The 20147-nt window shown below is 72.5% G+C and carries 22 protein-coding genes; 6 read left to right on the top strand and 16 right to left on the bottom strand.

The genetic code is table 11. The annotated features are described in order from the left end of the window. Window positions 1-96: 96 nt before the first annotated feature. The 5 genes from AB0O48_RS06740 to AB0O48_RS06720 form a co-directional block, all read right to left on the bottom strand. On the bottom strand, window positions 97-1353 hold the full coding sequence (locus AB0O48_RS06740) for a PQQ-binding-like beta-propeller repeat protein (RefSeq protein WP_365063676.1): 1257 nt from the start codon (window positions 1351-1353) through the stop codon (window positions 97-99). A gap of 96 nt (window positions 1354-1449) precedes the next feature. Further along, window positions 1450-1929 (bottom strand): SRPBCC family protein, encoded by a 480-nt coding sequence (locus AB0O48_RS06735; RefSeq protein WP_365063673.1) that lies wholly within the window; start codon window positions 1927-1929, stop codon window positions 1450-1452. Window positions 1930-2072: 143 nt separating this feature from the next. Next, complete coding sequence (locus AB0O48_RS06730; protein ID WP_357252746.1) at window positions 2073-2282, bottom strand: DUF397 domain-containing protein; 210 nt, start codon at window positions 2280-2282, stop codon at window positions 2073-2075. A 174-nt stretch (window positions 2283-2456) separates the two neighbouring features. After that, a complete protein-coding gene (gene fahA / locus AB0O48_RS06725; RefSeq protein ID WP_365063669.1) occupies window positions 2457-3653 on the bottom strand; it encodes a fumarylacetoacetase in 1197 nt (398 codons plus the stop codon). Beyond that, window positions 3650-4519 (bottom strand): hypothetical protein, encoded by an 870-nt coding sequence (locus AB0O48_RS06720; RefSeq protein WP_357252752.1) that lies wholly within the window; start codon window positions 4517-4519, stop codon window positions 3650-3652. Before AB0O48_RS06720 ends, fahA begins: the two co-directional genes overlap by 4 nt. A gap of 94 nt (window positions 4520-4613) precedes the next feature. Here AB0O48_RS06720 and AB0O48_RS06715 point away from each other — a divergent pair, with 94 nt between their 5' ends. After that, window positions 4614-5780: a cupin domain-containing protein gene (locus AB0O48_RS06715; protein WP_357252755.1), complete on the top strand. Its 1167-nt coding sequence runs from the start codon at window positions 4614-4616 to the stop codon at window positions 5778-5780. Here the strand turns inward: AB0O48_RS06715 and AB0O48_RS06710 are convergent. The 4 genes from AB0O48_RS06710 to AB0O48_RS06695 are packed head-to-tail and all read right to left on the bottom strand — an operon-like array spanning window position 5777 to window position 8551. After that, the gene (locus AB0O48_RS06710) at window positions 5777-6805 is read right to left on the bottom strand and encodes a tetratricopeptide repeat protein (protein WP_365063665.1); all 1029 of its coding nucleotides are present in this window, start codon (window positions 6803-6805) and stop codon (window positions 5777-5779) included. The genes AB0O48_RS06715 and AB0O48_RS06710 overlap by 4 nt on opposite strands. Before the next feature lie 10 nt (window positions 6806-6815). Next, window positions 6816-7301, bottom strand: a complete 486-nt coding sequence (ispF, locus tag AB0O48_RS06705) for a 2-C-methyl-D-erythritol 2,4-cyclodiphosphate synthase (RefSeq protein ID WP_357253048.1) — start codon at window positions 7299-7301, stop codon at window positions 6816-6818. A gap of 13 nt (window positions 7302-7314) precedes the next feature. Continuing rightward, window positions 7315-8010, bottom strand: a complete 696-nt coding sequence (gene ispD / locus AB0O48_RS06700) for a 2-C-methyl-D-erythritol 4-phosphate cytidylyltransferase (RefSeq protein WP_365063662.1) — start codon at window positions 8008-8010, stop codon at window positions 7315-7317. A 55-nt stretch (window positions 8011-8065) separates the two neighbouring features. Then, window positions 8066-8551, bottom strand: a complete 486-nt coding sequence (locus tag AB0O48_RS06695) for a CarD family transcriptional regulator (protein WP_007073334.1) — start codon at window positions 8549-8551, stop codon at window positions 8066-8068. Window positions 8552-8879: 328 nt separating this feature from the next. Here AB0O48_RS06695 and AB0O48_RS06690 point away from each other — a divergent pair, with 328 nt between their 5' ends. Next, window positions 8880-9566, top strand: coding sequence for a hypothetical protein (locus AB0O48_RS06690; protein ID WP_357252763.1), 687 nt, complete (start codon window positions 8880-8882; stop codon window positions 9564-9566). A 106-nt stretch (window positions 9567-9672) separates the two neighbouring features. Here AB0O48_RS06690 and AB0O48_RS06685 read toward each other — a convergent pair whose 3' ends face one another. The 4 genes from AB0O48_RS06685 to AB0O48_RS06670 all read right to left on the bottom strand — a co-directional run bounded on the left by AB0O48_RS06685 (window position 9673) and on the right by AB0O48_RS06670 (window position 13457). Then, window positions 9673-10308, bottom strand: a complete 636-nt coding sequence (locus AB0O48_RS06685) for a hypothetical protein (protein WP_357252766.1) — start codon at window positions 10306-10308, stop codon at window positions 9673-9675. Window positions 10309-10340: 32 nt separating this feature from the next. Beyond that, on the bottom strand, window positions 10341-11390 hold the full coding sequence (locus tag AB0O48_RS06680; protein WP_357252768.1) for a type III polyketide synthase: 1050 nt from the start codon (window positions 11388-11390) through the stop codon (window positions 10341-10343). Between the two features lie 94 nt (window positions 11391-11484). Further along, a complete protein-coding gene (locus AB0O48_RS06675) occupies window positions 11485-12651 on the bottom strand; it encodes an acyl-CoA dehydrogenase family protein (RefSeq protein WP_357252771.1) in 1167 nt (388 codons plus the stop codon). 41 nt (window positions 12652-12692) lie between these two features. After that, window positions 12693-13457 (bottom strand): methyltransferase domain-containing protein, encoded by a 765-nt coding sequence (locus AB0O48_RS06670; RefSeq protein WP_365063657.1) that lies wholly within the window; start codon window positions 13455-13457, stop codon window positions 12693-12695. Between the two features lie 45 nt (window positions 13458-13502). Between AB0O48_RS06670 and AB0O48_RS06665 the strand changes: the two genes are divergently transcribed. The 4 genes from AB0O48_RS06665 (at window position 13503) to disA (ending at window position 18159) form a co-directional block, all read left to right on the top strand. Continuing rightward, window positions 13503-14342, top strand: a complete 840-nt coding sequence (locus AB0O48_RS06665; protein ID WP_357253051.1) for a UbiA family prenyltransferase — start codon at window positions 13503-13505, stop codon at window positions 14340-14342. A gap of 141 nt (window positions 14343-14483) precedes the next feature. Further along, window positions 14484-15299, top strand: coding sequence for a hypothetical protein (locus AB0O48_RS06660; protein ID WP_365063654.1), 816 nt, complete (start codon window positions 14484-14486; stop codon window positions 15297-15299). Between the two features lie 85 nt (window positions 15300-15384). Continuing rightward, a complete protein-coding gene (gene radA, locus AB0O48_RS06655) occupies window positions 15385-16842 on the top strand; it encodes a DNA repair protein RadA (RefSeq protein WP_357252779.1) in 1458 nt (485 codons plus the stop codon). Window positions 16843-16974: 132 nt separating this feature from the next. Next, window positions 16975-18159, top strand: coding sequence for a DNA integrity scanning diadenylate cyclase DisA (gene disA / locus AB0O48_RS06650; RefSeq protein ID WP_357252782.1), 1185 nt, complete (start codon window positions 16975-16977; stop codon window positions 18157-18159). A gap of 6 nt (window positions 18160-18165) precedes the next feature. Here the strand turns inward: disA and AB0O48_RS06645 are convergent, their stop codons facing one another. The 3 genes from AB0O48_RS06645 to AB0O48_RS06635 form a co-directional block, all read right to left on the bottom strand. Next, window positions 18166-18897, bottom strand: a complete 732-nt coding sequence (locus tag AB0O48_RS06645) for a hypothetical protein (protein WP_357252785.1) — start codon at window positions 18895-18897, stop codon at window positions 18166-18168. A 118-nt stretch (window positions 18898-19015) separates the two neighbouring features. Continuing rightward, the gene (locus tag AB0O48_RS06640) at window positions 19016-19588 is read right to left on the bottom strand and encodes a peptide deformylase (protein ID WP_357252788.1); all 573 of its coding nucleotides are present in this window, start codon (window positions 19586-19588) and stop codon (window positions 19016-19018) included. Beyond that, window positions 19585-20097, bottom strand: a complete 513-nt coding sequence (locus AB0O48_RS06635; RefSeq protein ID WP_357252791.1) for an ACT domain-containing protein — start codon at window positions 20095-20097, stop codon at window positions 19585-19587. The genes AB0O48_RS06640 and AB0O48_RS06635 overlap by 4 nt, the downstream gene beginning before the upstream one ends. Window positions 20098-20147: the final 50 nt, after the last annotated feature.

Raw genomic sequence — 20147 nt, 5'->3', positions numbered from 1 at the left:
GACCCCTTCCCGAGGAAACCTGAACCGTGAAAAACATACCTTTTACCGCCAAAAGGTATGCAGGGTTCAGCTCTGCGGGTGCCGGAGACACCACGATCAGGTGGCGGCCAGGATCACCGCTTCCGCCGTCAGGTAGTAGCGCCGGTCGTCGCCGGCGGGGTCGACCGGCCTGCGGAGTCGTTCCACCGCGACATAGCCGCCCCCGGCCCCCACCGCCCCGGGCACCCAGCCCGTCCCGTCCCGTCCGACGTTGAGCGAGAAGCGGGACAGTCGCCTACCGGTCGCCGGGTCCAGCGTCACCAGTTCGTTGGCGTCGGTCAGCAGGTGCACCCGGCCAGGCTGCGCGGCCAGGACCCGTGCCGTACCCAGATCAGCGGACCGCCACAACTCCGCGCCCGTACGCGCCGACCGACCCACCACCACCCCGTCGAGCACCACCACGGCCTGCTCACCCACCACGGTTGCCCCGGCCGGATCGAGCGCGGGGGCAGCGACCGGCTCGCCGACGCCCACCAGCCAGCCCCGGCCGGCCGCGTCGCCCGGTCCCGCGGTGCGCAAGGCCGGGCAGTCCGACCGACCGCTACGACAACCGAGCGGAGTCACCACCAACTCGTCGGACCCACCCGGCGGTCGCCACCGTTCCCGCACCACACCGGTCGCCGCGTCCCGAAACTCGACAGTCGCGGGTCCGGCACACCGGTCCAGACCGATCAGCTGTCCGTCGGCCGTGGTGCCGACGTCGCTGCGGCACCGGCCGGGCAGCTCGACCCGCCAGAGTTGCCGGCCGCCGCTCACCTCGACCCCGCGCGCCTCGGTGTCCCCGCTGACCACCACCACCGTGCGGCCGTCCGTGAGGTCGGTGAGGTGCAGCCCGCGCGGATCCCAGACGATTGCCGCACCGGTACGGCGTACCACCGCATCGCTCTCGGCGGGCTCCGGGCCGTCAGCCTTCCAGAGCACCCGCCCGGTCGGCGCGTCGAGCGCGACCAGTTGCCCGTCGGACCAGCGGCTGACCACCGTACGGCCGCTGGCCACCACCCCGGTCAACTCCGCCGGCCAGCGCCGGTACGACCAGTACGGGGTGGTCCGGTGCCGACCGTCGACCGGCCGGTCGGCGTACACCTGGCGGTGCGCCGCGTACACCCGCAGCCTCCCGTCCACGATCAACGGTGCGACCGGCAGTCGACCCACCACACCGGCAGCTGGTCGGGCCGCCTGCGGATAGTCCGCCTGGGCCACCGTGCTCACCTCGGCCGGCGCGAGCACCCGGTAACCGATGACCACGACGACCACGGTCGCGAGCAGCGCCGCGACCGCCATCGCGAGCCGTCGTCGGCCCCTCGGGATCCCCATGCCGCACCTCCGCCCGGCACCCTACCCAGCGGAACCTGCCGGACCCCGCGCAGGTCAGGGCGACCACGCGCGGATGCGGAGGTGACCGGCCGGCGCTCAGGCGGCTTCGACGGCGCCGGCACCGGCCGCCACGGCCAGGTCGGCGAGGTCGCGGCCGAGCGCCACCTCGACCGCCCGCGCGGCGAGGCCGCCGAGCAGCAGCGCCATCACCCGGCCGTACGGAGCCGTCGGCACGGCCTCGTGGGTGACGGTGACCGCCGTGCAACCCCGACGGCGACGCCGGACCTGTCGCAGACTCCAGGTGATTCGGTAGTCCACGCCAGCACCTGAGGAACAGAGCACCAACCGGTGTGGGGCGACTGCCTCCACCACCAGGAACTCTTCGGTGAGCGTGCCGCCGTCGGGCTGGGCTCGCTCCTCACGCCAGGCGGTGCCCGGCCCGAACGGACCCGGGGTGAGCACCTCGATCGAGCCCGCGGCGGTCAGCCGGGCCGTACGGCTGGGCAGGTCGGTCAGCAGACCCCAGACATCGACAGCGTGCGCCTCGATGAACCTGGTAACCGCCACCGTCGACATGCCCGCCTCCCGTGTCCCCGACGGTACGCGGAGTAGGGGCCGGCCGGGGCCCCCGGGACGGATTTTCCACCTCCCGGAGGCCACGCTGTCCGATTGGACCATTGCTCGGCACCAGACGTCGTCGACAGGTGCCGATGCTCCGATCAGTGTTCGAAGCGACCCGCCCGGATCGCGCCGATGAACGCCGTCCACCCAGGCGGGCTGACCGCGAGGGTGGGGCCGGCCTGGTCCTTGGAATCGCGGACCGCAACCAGACCATGGACATCGACCAGGTTGTCCGCCACTTCCACGCAGAGCCCCTGGTCGTTGGAACGGCTGCTGGTACGCCAGACCGCGCCCGCAAGATCGTGCATCGTCGTTACCTCCGTGTGCGATGGACGCCCCACCGCTGGCAGCCGGGTTGAACCCGGCTCGGATCGCGCGGCGAGGCAACGGGATCCGGACGATCAACGGGTCAACCCGGCCGGGTTATCGCACCGGCTGTGCGATAACCGGTCCCGTGCACGAGACGGAGGTAATGCGACCGCTCAGTTGGCCGGACGAATGGTGCCGCTGACCTCGCCCAGGGCGATGGTCGTGCCGTCCGGGCCGGGCGCGGTGGCGGTGATGGTCACCGTGTCGCCGTCGGTGAGGAAGGTGCGGCTCTCGTCGCCCACCGTCACCGGCTCCGCCCCACCCCAGGTCAGCTCCAGGAACGAACCGACCTGCGTACGGTCGGGGCCGGAGACGGTGCCGGAGGCGTACAGGTCGCCGGTGCGCAGTGCCGCGCCGTTGACGGTGAGGTGGGCCAACTGCTGTGCCGGCGTCCAGTACATGGTGGCGAACGGCGGCTCGCTGACCAGCGTGCCGTTCCACTCCACCGCCAGCCGGAGGTCCAGACCCAGGTGCGGCACGTCGCGCAGGTAGTCGACCACCGGCGGGTCCTGGTCGGGGGCGGGCACGAAGGCATCGCCGAGCGCGTCCAGCGGCGTGACCCAGGCCGAGACCGAGGTGGCGAACGACTTGCCGAGGAACGGGCCGAGCGGCTGGTACTCCCAGGCCTGGATGTCCCGGGCGGACCAGTCGTTGACGAGCACCACTCCGAAGACGTGGTCGGCGAAGTCGTCGACCGACACCCGATCGCCCAACCGGCTGGGTACGCCCACCACGAAGCCGACCTCGGCCTCGATGTCCAGGCGTACCGACGGGCCGGTGACCGGGCCTTCGGCGGACGCCCGCTGGCCGGTCGGCCGGGTCACCGACGTGCCGGAGACGACGACCGTGCCGGCCCGCCCGTGGTAGCCGATCGGCAGGTGCTTCCAGTTCGGCAGCAGCGGCGGCTGACCGGGGCGGAAGATCTGCCCGACGTTCGACGCGTGGTGCTCGGAGGAGTAGAAATCGACGTAGTCAGCGACCTCGATCGGGAGCAACAGCTCCACGTCGTCCAGGGGCACCAGCATCGGCTCGACGTCGGCCCGGTGCGCCGGGTCGGTCAACAACTCGGTGATCCGCTGCCGCACCGCGACCCACTGCGGACGGCCCAGCGCCATGAACTCGTTGAGGGTGGGTCGGCACAGCGCGCCGGCGGCCAGCACCAGTTCCGCGGCCTCCGCCGCGGCCAGGTCGAACACCCAGGACCCGATCCGTACGCCGATCCGCGGCCGACCCCCGTCACGCCGGAAGACCCCGTACGGCAGGTTCGTCACCCCGTACGGCGAACCGTCAACGCCGGTCACCCAGGTCATGCGTCGTAGCCCCCGTTCACCAGCCCCAGCCGGATCAGATCGGTAAGTGGTTCCAGGATGCTGCACGAACCGAAGCCGACCCAGAGCGGGCGGGGTTCGTGCAGCCGTACGGTGGCGCGCTCCAACAGGGGGCGCGGGTCGAGCGCGGTCAGCAGCTCGGCGACCCGGCCCACGCTCTCGCCGTCGGCGGCGGCAAGCGTCGCGGCCAGCACGTTGGCGTACCCGTGGTGGGTGAAGCCGGTCTCCGGGTCGAGGTGCCGGACCGCCTGGTGCAGCCCCGCGGTGAGCTTGAACGGCAGGTCCCGGTCCCGGCAGGCGCAGATCACGGCGGCCAGCTCGGCCGGGGTGGGGAAGAGTTCGGCGGCCAGTCCGCCGGTGCGGAACTTGGCGGCGATCGGCACGCCGCCGGCGCGGGCGGCGGCGATCGCGTCAAGCGCGCCCATCAGGCCGAAGGTCAACGGAAGCTCGGCGTACACGGCCTCGACGCCCGGCATGGTGTCGGCCAGTCGCAGCAGCTCGACGATGCCGGGCAGCGGGTCCTCGCCCCGCTTGGCGACCGCCACCTCGACCTGCCGTGCGGTCACGCCGTCCGGGGCGAGGAACGAGAGCGCGAACGGCAGATTGCCGACCCCGGTGTCACCGATCACGCCGAGCACCAGGCCCTCGCCCGGGTCGGCCAGACCACTCAGCTCGCCCGCCGAGACGGTCGAGGCGGGAATCAGCAGGGGGCCGACCAGGTCGGCGTACCAGGCGGCGCGGTGTTGGCGGTGGGCGACCAGGGCGTCGTGCAGCGTGGCGCTGCCCGGCGGGAAGACGGCGGCGTCGTCCACCAGGCCGTGGAGGAGTGCGGGCACCTGCGTTGACACGGAACAAGAATGTACGGGACGCTACGAGGAACGGACAACAACGTCCGATTATCGGACACACCTGGCCGGTGGACGGGACATCCCGGGAGGCGACATGCCGTATTACCGCAGCGTCGGCGAGGTGCCGCGCAAGCGCCACACCCAGTTCCGGCAACCCGACGGCAGCCTCTACGCCGAGGAGTTGATGGGCCAGGAGGGCTTCTCCTCCGACTCGTCTCTGCTCTACCACCGGCACGCACCCACCGCGATCCTGGCCGCCGACGAGTTCACCCCGCCCAGGTTCACCCGGGCACCGAACCTGCCGCTCAAGCCCCGCCACCTGCGCACCCACAAGCTGGACACCGGCGGGTCCGACCCCATCCTCGGCCGGCAGTACCTACTCGCCAACGACGACGTCCGGATCGGGTACGTGCTCGCCGACCGGCCCTCGCCGCTGTTCCGCGACGCCACCGGCGACCACTGCCTCTACGTCGAGTCGGGCACCCTGCGGGTCGAGTCCCCGTTCGGCGTGCTGGACGCGGTCGCGGGCGACTACGTCGTCATTCCCACCTCGACCATCCACCGGCTGGTGCCCACCGGCGACCAGCCCGTCCGGCTGCTCGCCGTCGAGGCGTCCGGGCACATCGGCCCGCCCAAGCGCTACCTCTCCGTCCGCGGTCAGTTCCTGGAGCACTCGCCGTACTGCGAGCGCGACGTCCGCGGCCCCGACGCCCCGCTGCTCGTCGACGGCGAGGAGGTCGAGGTGCTGGTCCGCCACCGCCGTGGTTGGACCCGCTACGTCTACGCGAACCACCCGTTCGACGTGGTCGGCTGGGACGGGCACCTCTACCCGTGGGCGTTCTCCATCCACGACTTCGAGCCGATCACCGGGCGCATCCACCAGCCCCCGCCGGTGCACCAGACCTTCCAGGGTCCCAACTTCGTCATCTGCTCGTTCGTGCCCCGCAAGGTCGACTACCACCCGCAGTCGATCCCGGTGCCGTACAACCACCACAACGTCGACTCCGACGAGATGCTCTTCTACACCGGCGGCAACTACGAGGCCCGCCGCGGCTCCGGCATTGAACAGGGCTCGATCTCCCTGCACCCGTCCGGCTTCACCCACGGCCCCCAGCCCGGTGCCGCCGAGCGTTCCATCGGCGCCGACTACTTCGACGAGCTGGCCGTCATGGTCGACACCTTCCGCCCCCTCGATCTCTGCGACGCCGCCAGCGGCTGCGAGGACGAGGGGTACGCCTGGACCTGGGCGCGTCGCGGCTAGCGGAGCGCGGTTCTGGTGAAGATGGCGAACTCGGCCACCGCCGTGACGGCGATGGCCAGCACCAGGGGCCACGGGGAACCGACCACGGCGTACACCAGCAGCAGCAGCGGCGCGGCCGCCACCGCGTAGACGGCCAGCGCGATCGCCCGGTCCGAGCGCAGCAGGGCCGGCAGGACGGTCCGGGTCAGCCCCGGCAACCGGGCCGCGAGCTGCCAGACCACGATCCCCCCGCTGAGCGCGGCGAGCACCGCCAGGGCGCGGGACAACCCGTCGCTCGCCGACGCCGCGAAGGCCACCAGCACCGCCGCCACCAGCGACCAACCCGCGCCGTAGAGCACCAGGCGGTGCAGGCCGTGCGCGAGCGTCCGTGGCGATTCGATGCGACTCGGGCTGATGGCGACGGTCTCGGCGACGTGCGCCAACGCCTCCGACCACCGACGCTGCTCCAACCTCAGGACCCCCACGTCGTGCCCAGCCTCGGCGACGCGCGGGTCGAGCCGCAACGCCTCCCGGTAGGCCCGCTCGGCCAGGTCGAACAGGTTCAGCCGGGCGGCGACCAGGCTGAGCACCAGGTGCGCCTGCGGCTCCTCCGGTGCCAGTTCGACACCACGCCAGGCCGCGTTCAGCGCCGGCTGGCCGTTGCGGGCGTCGGCCAGGAGCGCCGCCGCGCTCCGCTGGGCGTACGCGTCGGCCGGGCCGAGGGCGAGGAGCCGGTCGGCGGTGGCCGCCGACTCGCCGTAGCGCTCCAGGTCGGCCAACGCCATGCCCCTGGCGACCAACGGCGGTAGGGCCTCCGGTGCGGCGGCCACGGCCGTGTCGGCGGCGGCGAGCGCCTCGGTCGGGCGACCGGCGGCCAGGTGCACCCGAGCCAGCGTGGTGAGGGCGTCCACGTCATCCGGTTGCAGGGCCAGCCCGTAGGCCAGCTCACCGGCCGCCTCGTCGTGGCGCCCGAGCTCGGCGAGAAGTTGGGCCCGCTGGAGATAGCCGTCGGCGGCGGACTGGTCGGGGGCTGGGTCGCTGGACATCGCGGCGAGCTTAGGCGGCCGGCGCGTCGTACACCAGGGCCACCGCGACACCGGCCAGCCCTTCCTCGCGGCCGGTGAAGCCAAGGCCGTCGGTGGTCGCGGCGGAGAGGGTGACCGGGGCACCGACGGCAGCGGACAGCACCTCCTGGGCCTCTGCCCGACGCCGGCCGATCTTGGGTCGGTTGCCGACCACCTGCACCGACACATTGCCGATCTCCAGGCCGCTGGCGCGTACCCGGCGGGCCGTCTCGGTCAGCAGCGCCACCCCGGACGCGCCGGCCCACTCCGGCTGACCCACCCCGAAGGCGGCGCCGAGGTCACCGAGGCCGGCGGCGGAGAGCAGCGCGTTGCAGGCGGCGTGCGCGACCACGTCGGCGTCCGAGTGCCCGGCGAGGCCGTCCTGGTCGGGCCAAAGCAGGCCCGCGACCCAGCAGGGACGGCCGGGCTCGAACGCGTGCACGTCGGTGCCGATGGCGACCCGGGGAACGATCATGATCCGAGAGTACGCGTCAACCGGAGGCGGCAAGCAGGTGCTCGGCCAGCGCCAGGTCGAACGGCCTGGTGATCTTCAGGGCGTACTCGGAGCCCGGCACGCAGCTCACCACGACACCCTGCTTCTCGACCAGCCCAGCGTCGTCGGTGAGGGGATCGCCGGCCACGGCGTGCGCGGCGCTGAGCACGGCCCGGCGGAAACCCTGTGGGGTCTGCACCGCGCGCAGGGAGGAACGGTCGACGGTGCCGAGCACCACCTCGTCGGCATCCACCTCTTTGATCGTGTCGACGACCGGCAGCACCGGGATCACCGCGTCCCGCCCGTCACGAATCGCCGCCGCGACGGATTCGACGAGTGCGGGTGGGGTGAGCGCGCGGGCGGCGTCGTGCACCAGCACGATCGTCGGGCCGGTGGGCACCGCGGCCAGCGCGGCGGCCACCGACGCCTGTCGTTCCGCACCGCCGGCCACCACGATCACCGGTGCGACCGGGGCCAACAGCTCGCGGACGGCCTGCACGTCGGCGACCGGCGCGGCCACCACGATCGTGTGCACCGACGGTGCGGCAGCCAGTCGACGCACGGCATGCACCAACAGTGGCTCGCCGGCGAGCAGGCGCAGCGCCTTGGGTCGGCCGGGGCCGAGCCGTACGCCGGCACCCGCCGCAGGCACGAGGACCGCGACGTCACCGCGCGGATTGAGCTGCGCGGTCACGTCGCGGTCCTCGGTGGTTTCTTCGCTACTTGGTGGGACGACGATGCTCTGCGGACTAGGCCTCGGTGAGGACCTTGTCGAGCAGCGTCTCCGCCTCATCCTTGGTGCTCTTCTCAGCCAGCGCGACCTCACCAACGAGAATGTCGCGGGCCTTGGCCAGCATCCGCTTCTCGCCAGCGGAGAGGCCCCGCTCCCGCTCCCGGCGCCACAGGTCGCGCACGACCTCGGCGACCTTCAGCGGATTGCCGGAGGCCAGCTTTTCCAAGTTGGCCTTGTAACGCCGCGACCAGTTGGTCGGCTCCTCGGTGTGCGGAGCCCGCAGAACGTCGAAGACCTTACCGAGGCCCTCTTCGCCGACCACCTCACGGACGCCCACGATCTCGGCGTTCTCGGCCGGCACCCGGACCGTCAGGTCACCCTGCGCGACCCTCAGGACGAGGTATTGCTTAGGCTCGCCCTTGATGACCCGAGTCTCGATTGCCTCGATGAGTGCGGCCCCGTGGTGGGGGTAGACAACGGTCTCGCCGACACTGAAAACCATAGGTTCGAAACCCCTTTCGCTGTGTCTAGGGTAACACGCTCAGGCACCGATGTCTCACCGATGTCCTGACCGTTGGCGCAGCTCAGGGGCCCTGTGAGAGGTCTTGCTTCAGCTTGACAGGCGGTCAAACCAATGGTTCGAACACGCTCCGTAACGTGCGGATGACTGCCCGGCACTAGTGAACAGAACGTCGAGATCAAGGGCTATGCGCTTCTCCCATGGTATCGCGGCTGGCGGGAATGCGCCCAGGTGTAGCGGGAGGTGCCCCTGGTGCGGGACCCTGGAGACCGAGCCGCACACCGCTCTCGAGCCCCTTCCAGGAGGTCCGATGGGCAAGCCGGATGCCGAGGGTCACGGGCCAGCCGACGGCCTACCCGGCCTACCGCCCGAGTGGGGCCGCATCGTGGTCCCGGACGACGCCTCGGCGCTCGCCGACGAGGCCGCCCAGCTTCGTCGCGAGCTGCGCCGTGCCGCCGGCGACCGCCCCGGCCGCCTGGCCCTACCACTGCTGGTGCTGGTGGTCGCACTGCTCACCACGATGGCCGGCCTGCTCGCCGTCGCCTGGCCCCGCGCCAGCCGGGGCACCGACCGACCGACCCCGGCCCCGTACGCGCCTCCCGCGACCGTCGCCGGCCGGGCACTGCCCGCGCTGGACCTGGTCGACGCCGCCCAGGCGCCGGTGCCGCTGCGCGGCCTGCTGCCCGCCATGATCATCCTGGTGGACGGCTGCCCCTGCCCCGAGCGGATCGACGAGGCCGCGGCGGCGGCGCCCCCGGGGATCGCGGTGATCACCGTGGCCGGAGGGCGGAGGGTCGCGACCTCGCCATCGGCGAGCACGGGCGTCCGGGCACTCGCCGACCCCGCTGGCGGACTGCGGTCGTTCCTGGGCCAACCGGTCCACCCCGGCACCCTGACCGCACTGCTGGTCGACCGCACCGGCACGGTGACCCGGGTGCTGCCCGAACTGGGGACTGTCGACTCCTACCGCAACGACCTGAGCGCCCTCGCCGGCTGACCCCACGAGGGCCGGTGACCCCGCCGGGCCAGGTGGTTCGACACCGGCCCAGGGTCTGTTCAAAGTCCTCGGTCGAGCCGAGGCGGGCCAGGGGCTTTGAACAGCCCTAGCGGGGCAGGCCGACGAGTTGCGCCTCGATATCGATCTCGCGCACCCCGCCGGTCGACAGCGACACCCGGAACGGCCTGCCGTCCGAGAGCACCTCGGCGCTGGTGATCACGCCATCGCAGTCGATCTCGGACGGCCCGGCCGACTCGGCCTCGAAGACCGTCACCGACAGGGTGCCCGGCCTGGTGCACCGGTACTGCAGCAGGTAGCGGGAGTCGCCGCCGCCCGCCTGCCGGACGATGCGCTGCCTCGGCACGAGCACCGTCCGCTCCTGCCAGATCGTCTCGCGGAACGCGGGCAGCTCGCCCTGGAAGAAGAGCCAGCTCGGATCACCCTCGATGTCGATGATCTCACCGCTGGCCGGGTCGAGTACCGCCCGCGGGGCATCCACCGCCCGGACGACCGCCCCCGTCTCTCCATCAACCCGCGCGGTCGCCCCAATACCCCGGACCAGGGCGCGCTCCAACGGCGTGCTGACGCTGGGCCCCGCGACAGGCGTCGCCGCCGTCCCGGGCGGCCGAGCCACCGGAGCGGGCGCGGCGGAGCGCCACCACCAGCCACCGGCGACCAGGAGGGCCGCCGTCGCGCCGAACAGCACCGCCGAGCGCAGCCGCCCCTCCGCCGTCGCATCCATCCATCGAGCGTAACGCCGCCAGGGGCGGATTTTTACTCCTGTCGATCGAGCAGGGCGGCGTACAGGGTGAGGCCGGGGCCGAACGCGAGCATGACGATGCGTCGAGCCGCCGGCGTGGAACGGCCCAACCGGTCCAGGATCAGCAACACGGTCGGCGACGAGCAGTTGCCGTGCTCGTCGAGCGTCGCCCAGGACGCCGCCAACCCCTCCGGAGGGAGGGCCAGCTCCCGTTCCACCACGTTGAGGATCCGCGGCCCACCCGGGTGCACGGCCCAACCGTCCACGTCGGAACTGGTGACGCCGTGCCGGGCCAACAGGTCGTCGACCAACCCGCGTACGTGCCTCGACAGCACCTGCGGCACCTTCGGCGACAACCCCATCCGGAAGCCGGCATCGGTGACGTCCCAGGTCATGTGATCGGCGGTCGAGGTGTCGGTGACCGAGGTGACCTCGCGTAACGCGTACCCCGGACCACCCGGCACGACCACGGCGGCGACCGCGGCGTCCGAGAAGAGCGCGTGCGAGACGATCTGCTGGGTGTCCACCCTGGCACTGGACGGCTGGATGTGCAGGCTGGTCAGCTCCGCGCAGAGCAGCAACGCCGGCCGCCCCCGCGCGGTGACGAAGTCACTCGCCGCGCCGAGCCCCGGCAGCGCCGCGTAACAGCCCATGTGGCCGATGAACATCCGCTGGGTGTCCGCCGCCATACCGAGGTCCCGGGCGAGCAGGATGTCCAGCCCGGGGGTGGCGTAGCCCGTGCAGGAGCAGACGATGAACATGCCGATGTCGCCGGCGTCCAACCCGGCGGCGGTCAACGCGCGACCCACCGCCTCCTTGCCCAGCGGCAGCGCCTCCACCTGGTAGCGGCGCATCCGGCGCTCGGTCGGCCAGTCCGACACGTCCTCCAACAGCGGGTTGACCGCGGCCTGACGCCGGGTCACCCCGGAGTTCGCGAAGATCCGCTGGGCCAACGACCGGGTGGTGCCGGTGAAGTGCCGGGAGAAGAAGCCCTCCCACAACTCGTCCTGCGAAGCGGACGGCGGCTGCGCAGTCCCGAGCCCCGCGATCACTGGTACGGACACGATCCCCACCTCTCGTCGGATGCTGTCCTCCCCCTGGCCGTCCCACCAGCCGCCTCGGCTGGCCCATCTTCCGTGCCGAACCCGCGGAGCCGCCTCACCAACGCGGTGCCGATCCGTCGCGGTCCGGGTCGCCGCCCAGAGCGGCGATGCCCAGCCAGTCGGCGCAGACGTCCGACGTGGCCGGGTGCAGCGAGCCGCAGCGGGCGTCGCGGTAGAGCCGCTCCAACGGATGACCACGTCGGGTCGCCGAGGTGCCCGCGGCCTCCAACACCGACGCCGCCACCTCCGCGGCCGTGGTGCCGGCGAGCAGCTTCGCCCGCCACACCCAGCGGTTGGTCTCCTCGTCGCCCGGCGCGTCGTCCACCCGACGGGCCGCCTCGGCGACCACCAGCTGCGCGGCGGCGGTCGTGGCGTCCGCCCGCCCCAGCCGGGCCCGCACCGCCGGCAGGCCGGCCAGGTTGCGGGCGTTCAGGTGCTCGGCCGCCGCGTCGATCGCCGCCCGGGCCACCCCCACGTAGACGGCCGCGTAACTGGCCACCAGCCAGTGCGGCATCAACTGGGCGACCACGAGCGCCAACCCCTCCACGCCGCCGAGCAGTCGGTCCGTGGGCACCGTCACATCCAGGTGCAGGTCGTGCGAGGAGGTGGCGCGCATGCCGAGCGAATCCCAGGTCGGCTCCACGGTCAACCCGTCACCGGCCGGCACCAGGAACTGCGAGACCACCGACTGGTCGGCCGCGCTGCGTGCCGCCACCAGGTAGCCGTCGGCGTGACCGGCGCCGGAACAGAACGTCTTGCTGCCCTTGAGATGCCAACCCTCGTCGGTCTCCTCGTACGCCGTGGTGAGCTGGGACAGCCGGGCACCGGCGCCGCGCTCGCTCATCGCGACCGCGTACCAGGAGCCCTGGGCGGCGGCGGTGAGCAGGCGGTCCCGAGCTGCCAACGCCTCGTCCGGCACGCCCAACGCCTCGGCCAGCTCCTCGGTGACCGCGCCCAGGGCACCGGTCACCGAGGCGTGCATGTTGAACACCAGGGCCGTCGCGCCGTTGCCTCGGGCAAGCTCGGTGGCCACCGCGGCGTACTCGGCGAAGCTGGCCCCCATGCCTCCCAGCGCCCGGGGCACCATCAACCCGAAAAGGCCAGCCTCCCGCAGGTCACGGAAGTCCTCGATGGGGAAGGAACCGTCCCGGTCGTGCTCCGCCGCGCGCGCGGCGAACCGCGGCGCCAACCGGCGGGCCGCCTCAAACGCCTGCACCGTCATATCGTCTCCTCCTCGGCGTCCCATACCCCGCCACGGCCGGACTATCCTTTGCGGACCCCCCGGCCCTGGTAGAGCACGGCGGTGGACCGGGTCGGCACGATGCGCGGCGCGCGGACGGTGGACGTCGCACCGGTCGCGCGGGCCCGGCGCAGCAACCAGGCAAGCATGCCCCCGAGCTGCGGACGGATGCCGCGCACTCGCAGGTCCACGCCGTGCCGAGCGCACTCGGCCACCAGGGCCCGCGCGTCCACGAACAACCGTGGATCGTGGATTCCGCGCGGCACCGTCGGCAACCGCTCGGCGATCCGTACCGCGACGAGCCGGGCCAGGGCCGTGTCGTTCAGGGTGTCCAGGACCAGCAGGCCACCCGGACGCAGCAGGCGGCACGCCTCGGCAACCACCCGCGGCCAGTTCGGCACATGCTCCAGCAACTCGCCCGCGGAGACCACGTCGGCGCATCCGTCCGGAAGCGGGACCGCTGTCGCATCACCCTGCACAACGCGCACCCCGTGCTCGGCTGCCTGGAGCAACGCCGAGCGGGTCAGATCCACACCGACGTGGCGGTAGCCCTTGCCGGCCAGGTGCGGCGCGAGCAGACCGGCACCGCAACCCAGGTCCACCAGCAGCTCGTCGGGACGGGTCGCCGGTGGCACCAGCGCCGCGCGGGCCGCGGCCAGCCAGTGCAGCATCGCAAACGCGCCATCCGGCCGCCACCACTCGGCGGCCAGGTCGTCGTACTGGCGCGGGTCGTTTCGCGGCAGCACCCGGGGGCCGGTGGACGCCGCGGACGCAGCCACGTCTCGCATGGCACGAGCGTGGCACGACTGCTCGGTAACGACCAGACTTCCCTTATGTCGTCGAGGGTGTTAGGGCTGGTCAGAGCGAGCCATCCGGAACCGGCCGCAGCGGTCACCGCGGTTTCCGGCCTACTGGCCTGGGGAGTGGGTCATCGACCGTCCGGAATCGTCTCGGTGGTGCTCGCCGTGCTGGCCAGCCAGCTCGCCGTGGGCTGGACCAACGACGCGCTGGACGCCGAGCGGGACGCCACGGTGGGGCGTACCGACAAACCTGTCGCCGCCGGCGCGGTCGGCCGGCGCACCACGGCCTGGGCTGCGGCGGCGGCCGCGGTGGCCTGTCCGCTGCTGGCGCTGACCACGAACCCGACGGCGGCGTTCTGGTTGACCGTGGCCCTCGTCTCGGCGCTGCTCTACGACTGGCCGCTGAAGGCCACCGCCTTCTCGGTGGTGCCGTACGCCGTCTCCTTCGGCGCGCTGCCCGCCTTCGTGGTGCTCGCGCTGCCCGGTCAGCCGACCCCACCCGCCTGGCTGCTCGTCGCGGCGGCCTGCCTGGGGGCCGGCGCGCACTTCGCCAACGTGCTGCCCGACCTGGCCGACGACGCCCGGACCGGGGTGCGCGGTCTGCCGCACCGGCTGGGCTCCGCCGGGAGTCGGGCGGCGGCGGCCGGTCTGCTCCTCGCGGCGACCGCGACCCTGGTCCTCGGACCACCCGGGCCGCCGTCGGCCCTCGGGCTGGCCGCGGTCGGCACGGCCGCCGTGGTGCCGGCACTGAGCTGGTACGCCGGACGCTCGGCGGTCCGGGCCGGCCGGCGGCCGGTGGCGGCCTTCCGCGCCGTCATGCTGGTGGCCCTGATCGACGTGGTCCTGCTGGTGGCGAGCGGTCGGGTGGTGTGAGCGCCACCCGGCCAGGTGGCATTGCCGGGTCCGCGTGCGGGCCTCGATCAGCCCCAACTACCCTGGAGCGCGGTCTGCGCGGGTATGGCCACCGTGCCCGGGCGTGCGGCCCGGGTGGGGATTGTGACGAGGAGGACCGACGTGACGCGCTCGATCAGGGGATCCCGGCGGGCGGCCCTGTTGCTGTCCGGGATTGCGGCAACCGGCCTGCTGGCGTCCGGATGCGGCACCGGTCAGATCGCCGAGACCGCGTTGAAGGAGCCGTCGGTCCAGGGCGTCAACCTCACCACCAACAACGGATCCTTCTCCGTGCGTGGTCTGCTGGTGGAGTACCCGGGCACCGAGGGCTACCGGGCCGGCCAGGACGCTCCGCTGAGCGCCGTGATCTACAACGACTCGAAGCAGACGGTCACCGTCACCGTCACCGCCGAGAGCGCCCGCGAGGTGCGCATCGGCGGCGGCTCGACCAGCGCGTCCGCCTCGGCCAGCGCGTCTCCGTCCGGCAGCGCGTCTCCGTCGGGCAGCGCGTCTCCGTCGGGCAGCGCGTCTCCGTCGGGCTCACAGAGCCCGTCGACCTCCACGTCCCGCTCGGCCAGCCCGTCGGCGACCCCGTCCGAGACCGGCTCGTCCTCGGCCACGCCGTCCGCTCCGGAGTCGGCGCGGGCGTCGGGCTCGGCCAGTCCGGCCGCCCCCGGCCAGTTGGCCCGGATCGAGCTGGCTCCGCTCAGCTACATCCAGCTCAACTCCGAGGCCACCTCGCAGCTCCGGCTGATCGGCCTGACCGAGGCGCTGCGCTCCGGCCAGAACGTCTCGGTGACCTTCGACTTCGGCAACGGCAACACGGTGACCGGCCAGGCGCCGATCGCGGTGCCGCTCACCCCTGCGGCGCGTCCCTCGCCGCTCATCGAGCGCGAGGGCGGCTACGAGGGCAACGAGGGCGGCACGACCCACGAGTGACCCGACCTCCGAATCGACGGACGCCCCGGCGTGGTGACCACCACGCCGGGGTGTTTTCGTCGTACGAGAGGGCTAGCGTCCTGATGTGACCACCTCCCGATCGACTCCTTCGCGTAGCGGCACGGCCGGTGCCGCGCGTGGGCGGTCCGCCGCCCGCGAGCCGCGCCCGGCGTACGAGTGCGACGCCTGTGGGCACCAGCCGCCCAAGTGGGTGGGGCGCTGCCCGGAGTGCGGCGAGTGGGGCGCGGTGGTCGAGAGCACGACGACCGGCCCAACCGTGGCCGGTCGGGTGGTCAGCTCCCGGATGCCGGCCGAGCCGGCCCGGCCGATCGCCACCATCAGCGCCGCCCCGGCCCGAGCCGTGCCCACCGGGGTGAGCGAGCTCGACCGGGTGCTCGGCGGCGGTCTGGTGCCCGGCGCCGTGGTGCTGCTCGCCGGCGAGCCCGGCGTCGGCAAGTCGACACTGCTGCTGGACGTGGCCCAGCAGTGGGCAGCCGGTGCCGGCAGCCCTTCGCTTGTCGTCAGCGGGGAAGAGTCGGTCAGTCAGGTGCGCTTGCGTGCCGAACGGATGGGCACCCTGCACGACCAGCTCTACCTCGCGGCGGAGAGCGACTTGGGGTCGGTGCTCGGCCACCTCGACGCGGTCAAGCCGGGCCTGCTGGTGCTCGACTCGGTGCAGACCATCTCGACCACCGGCACCGAGGGGGTGCCCGGTGGGGTCACCCAGGTACGCGCGGTCACCGCCGCGCTGGTCTCGGTCGCCAAGGAGCGGGGCATCGCCACCGTGCTGGTCGGGCACGTCACCAAGGACGGCCAGGTGGCCGGGCCTCGGGTGCTGGAGCACCTGGTCGACGTGGTGTTGCACTTCGAGGGCGACAAGCACTCCTCGCTGCGCCTGGTGCGCGGTGTGAAGAACCGGTTCGGCGCGGCTGACGAGGTCGGCTGCTTCGAGATGCACGAGGGCGGCATCAGCAGCCTGGCGGACCCGTCCGGGCTGTTCCTGACCCGATACGCGGAGCCGGTCCCGGGCACCTGCGTCACGGTGGCCATGGAGGGGCGGCGCGCCCTGGTCACCGAGGTGCAGGCGCTGATCGGCGCGACGGTGGCCGGCTCTCCCCGGCGTACCGTCTCCGGCCTCGACTCGGCGCGACTGGCGATGGTGCTCGCGGTGCTTCAGCGACGCACCGAGCGGCTGACCCTGCACGACCGGGAGGTCTTCGCCGCCACGGTCGGCGGCATCCGGGTGGTGGAGCCGGCCGCGGACCTCGCGGTCGCGTTGGCGGTCGCCTCCGGCGGGCTCAACCTGGCCATCGCACCGCACCTGGTGGCGATCGGCGAGGTGGGTCTGACCGGCGAGGTGCGCCGGGTCGGGGCGGTGCCCCGCCGGTTGGCCGAGGCGGCCCGGCTGGGGTTCAAGGTGGCCCTCGTGCCGCCCGGTTGCGGCCCGACCAGCACCGGCGCCGGCCCCCAGCAGATGCGGGTGACCGAGGTCACGGACGTCCGCTCGGCGCTGCACCATGCGGCCCGCGCGTCCGCCGAGTGACCCAGCGTGCCGACGGGGACGGCAAAACCGGACAGCACGCCGCAAGCGGGAAACGGGTTGGAAGGGCCGCATCGTGACACATCACAGTAACCACGACAGCACCCACCGCACGGCAGTCCGTAGACTGTGTCCGTGCCGATCGACCGCGATACCACCAAGCCAGCCGGCGCGCCGCCCCAGGCCCGCACCGGCGCCGTGGGCTCGCCCGCCCGCCCGATCAGCGTGAGCGTGACCGCGGGAGCCACCGGGAGTGCCGGCGATCCACTGCGCGCCAACCTCGCCCTGATGGCCCCGGGCACCGCCCTGCGCGACGGTTTGGAGCGCATCCTGCGTGGCCGCACGGGCGCGCTCATCGTGCTCGGCTACGACAAGGTCGTCGAGGGCCTGTGCACCGGTGGTTTTCCGCTGGACGTGGAGTTCTCCGCGACGCGGGTCCGCGAGCTGTGCAAGATGGACGGCGCCGTCGTGCTCTCCAGCGACGGCACCAGGATCGTCCGGGCCGCCGTGCACCTGATGCCCGACCCGTCCATCCCGACCGAGGAGTCCGGCACCCGGCACCGCACCGCCGAGCGGGTGGCCCGGCAGACCGGCTATCCGGTCATTTCGGTCAGCCAGTCCATGCGGATCATCAGCCTCTACGTCAACGGCCAACGGCACGTGCTCGACGACTCGGCGGCGATCCTCTCCCGGGCCAACCAGGCGCTCGCCACCCTGGAGCGCTACAAGCTCCGGCTGGACGAGGTCTCCGGCACGCTCTCCGCCCTGGAGATCGAGGATCTCGTCACCGTACGGGACGCGGTGGCCGTGGTGCAGCGCCTGGAGATGGTCCGCCGGATCGCCGACGAGATCGCCGGTTACGTGGTCGAGTTGGGCACCGACGGCCGTCTGCTGGCCCTGCAGCTCGACGAGCTGATGGCCGGCGTGGACGCCGATCGGACGCTTGTCATCCGGGACTACCTCCCGGTCGGCCGCAAGTCGCGCACCCTCGATGAGGCACTTGTCGAGCTGGATCTGCTCGGTGCCACCGAGTTGATCGACCTGGTGTCGGTGGCCAAGGCGATCGGCTACCCGGCCGCGTCGGACGCGCTGGACGCGGCGGTCAGCCCGCGCGGCTTCCGACTGCTGGCCAAGGTGCCGAGGCTGCCGGTGACGGTGGTCGACCGCCTGGTGGTGCACTTCGGCAGCCTGCAACGGCTGCTGGGCGCGACCGTGGAGGACCTGCAGGCCGTCGAGGGGGTCGGTGACGCCCGGGCGCGCGGTGTCCGTGAAGGGCTGTCCCGGCTCGCCGAGGCGTCGATCCTGGAGCGGTACGTCTGATCCGGCTCAGCCGGTCACGGTGAGCTTCACCGGTGCGCTGAGCTTCGTGCCGACCCGGGCGAACACCTCGTACGTGCCGAGCGGCGGGAACGGCCCGGCGGCCAACCCACTGCCGTCACACCGGCTGGTGTCCCGCCCGTTCCACACCACCTGGTAGGAGCGCTCGAAGTTCGGGGTGAAGGACTGCACGTCCGAGCCCTGGACCTTGCCGCAGGTGTCCGAGGACCAGACCTTCTCGGCACCGGACTTGATGAAGATCTCTTGCAGGTCGGCGCCGACGTTGCGGCTGCACGTCCGGTCCGACGTGTTTTTGATCTTGAGTTGCAGGTCGGCCACCGCCCCGCGCTGGACCGAGGTGGGACTCGCCATCGAGACCACGCGGATCTCCGCATCGGTGCAGGTGCCGTCGTCCACCGAATTGGCCACCGTGCCCGGCGGAGGGTCGTTGCTGGTGATCGCGGGGCTCGGGGTCGTCGCGTCCGGGGTCGTCGCGCCCGCATCGCCGGAGGCGGACGGCGGCGGAGCGCCGGTCTGTGGCGTCAGCACCGGCGCGCCCGGACCAGCCGCCCCGGTGGGCGTGGCCGTCGGCGACCCCGCAGCCTTCGTGTCGCGGTCGGAACGATCCGAGCCGGTGCAGGAGTAGAGCAGGACAATCAGGAAGAGAAGCCCCGCTCCGAGTACGACGACGCGACGCCGCCAGTACACGGCGGGTGGCAGGGGGCCGACCGTCAGACGCATGATGCCCCCCACCGTAGCCGCGCTGCGCCCGCCAGTGTGGCGCGACGCGCCGGAGCCCCGTCGGGACGCGGGCACGACCCTCCACTCTGGATGGACACCCCGATCGTCCGGCACCCGCTCAGAGGTAGACCTTGCGCTGATAGACGGCGTGCGCACCAGCCACCCGATCCAGAAAAAGCAGCCCCGAGCAGTGGTCGATCTCGTGCTGCAACGCCCGCGCCTCGAAACCGTCGGTCACCAACCGGACCGGCTCCCCGCTGCCCGGCAGGTCACCCTCGACCACCAGCCGGCTGGCCCGCTTCACGTCACCGGTCAGATCCGGCACCGACATGCAACCCTCCCGGCCCGGCTTCCACCGGGTCGCCTCCACCACACGGGCGTTGCACAACACGAAGGTCCCGTGCACCGTCACCGCCTTCGGGTGCCCGGTCACGTCGACGGCGAAGACACGAGCACCCACCCCGACCTGCGGGGCGGCCAACCCGACACAACCCGGCGAAACCCGCATCGTCGCCACCAGGTCGGCCGCGAGCTGGACTGTCTCGTCCGCCGTCGGATCGACCTCTCCGGCGGCCCGACTCAGCACCGGATGCGGGGCGGACAACACCGCCCGCAGCACACCCGACGCGACCAGCGCCTCCGGCGTCCAGCCACCCAGACCGGCGTACGGCACGCTCTCCGCGCCGCTCACAACAGATCCGGGTCCGCCGGCCGGAGCGTGACCTCCACGCCCAGGTCAGCAGCCGTCCGGTGCAGCCGGTCCACAAGCGCGTCGGCCACGCCCGCCGGCAACTCGACCTCGGCCAGCACCACGTAGAGCGCACCCGCCAACCGGGTGCTCAGGTCGGTGACATTCCCGCCCGCGTCGACAAGCACCCGGGTCATCGCCGCGACGATGCCCATCCGATCCGAACCGTGCACCGCCAGCACGTACGGCTCACCCACCGCGGGCACCTCACCGTCCGGGGTGACCGCGCGTACCGTCGCCAGTAGTTGACCCTCGGCGGCCAGCGGCGCCAGCGCGGCCTCAACCTCGGCGGCGGCCGGCCCGGTGCAGATCAGGGTCATCGCGAAATGCCCCCGCAGCCGGGTCATCGTGCTGTCGGTGAGGTTCGCGCCCAGTCGAGCCAACACCTCGGCTACGTCGGCCACGATGCCCGGCCGGTCCCGACCGATGACGGTGATCGCGAGCTCGTTCATCCGCGCATTCTCTCCGATCCGGGGCGCGCCGCCGGGACACCCCGCCCGAG

It is taken from the genome of Micromonospora sp. NPDC085948 (genome assembly GCF_040686315.1).
Lineage (GTDB): Bacteria > Actinomycetota > Actinomycetes > Mycobacteriales > Micromonosporaceae > Micromonospora.
Note: the sequence above shows the minus strand (reverse complement) of the source record. Positions and strands in the feature narration are given on the sequence as shown.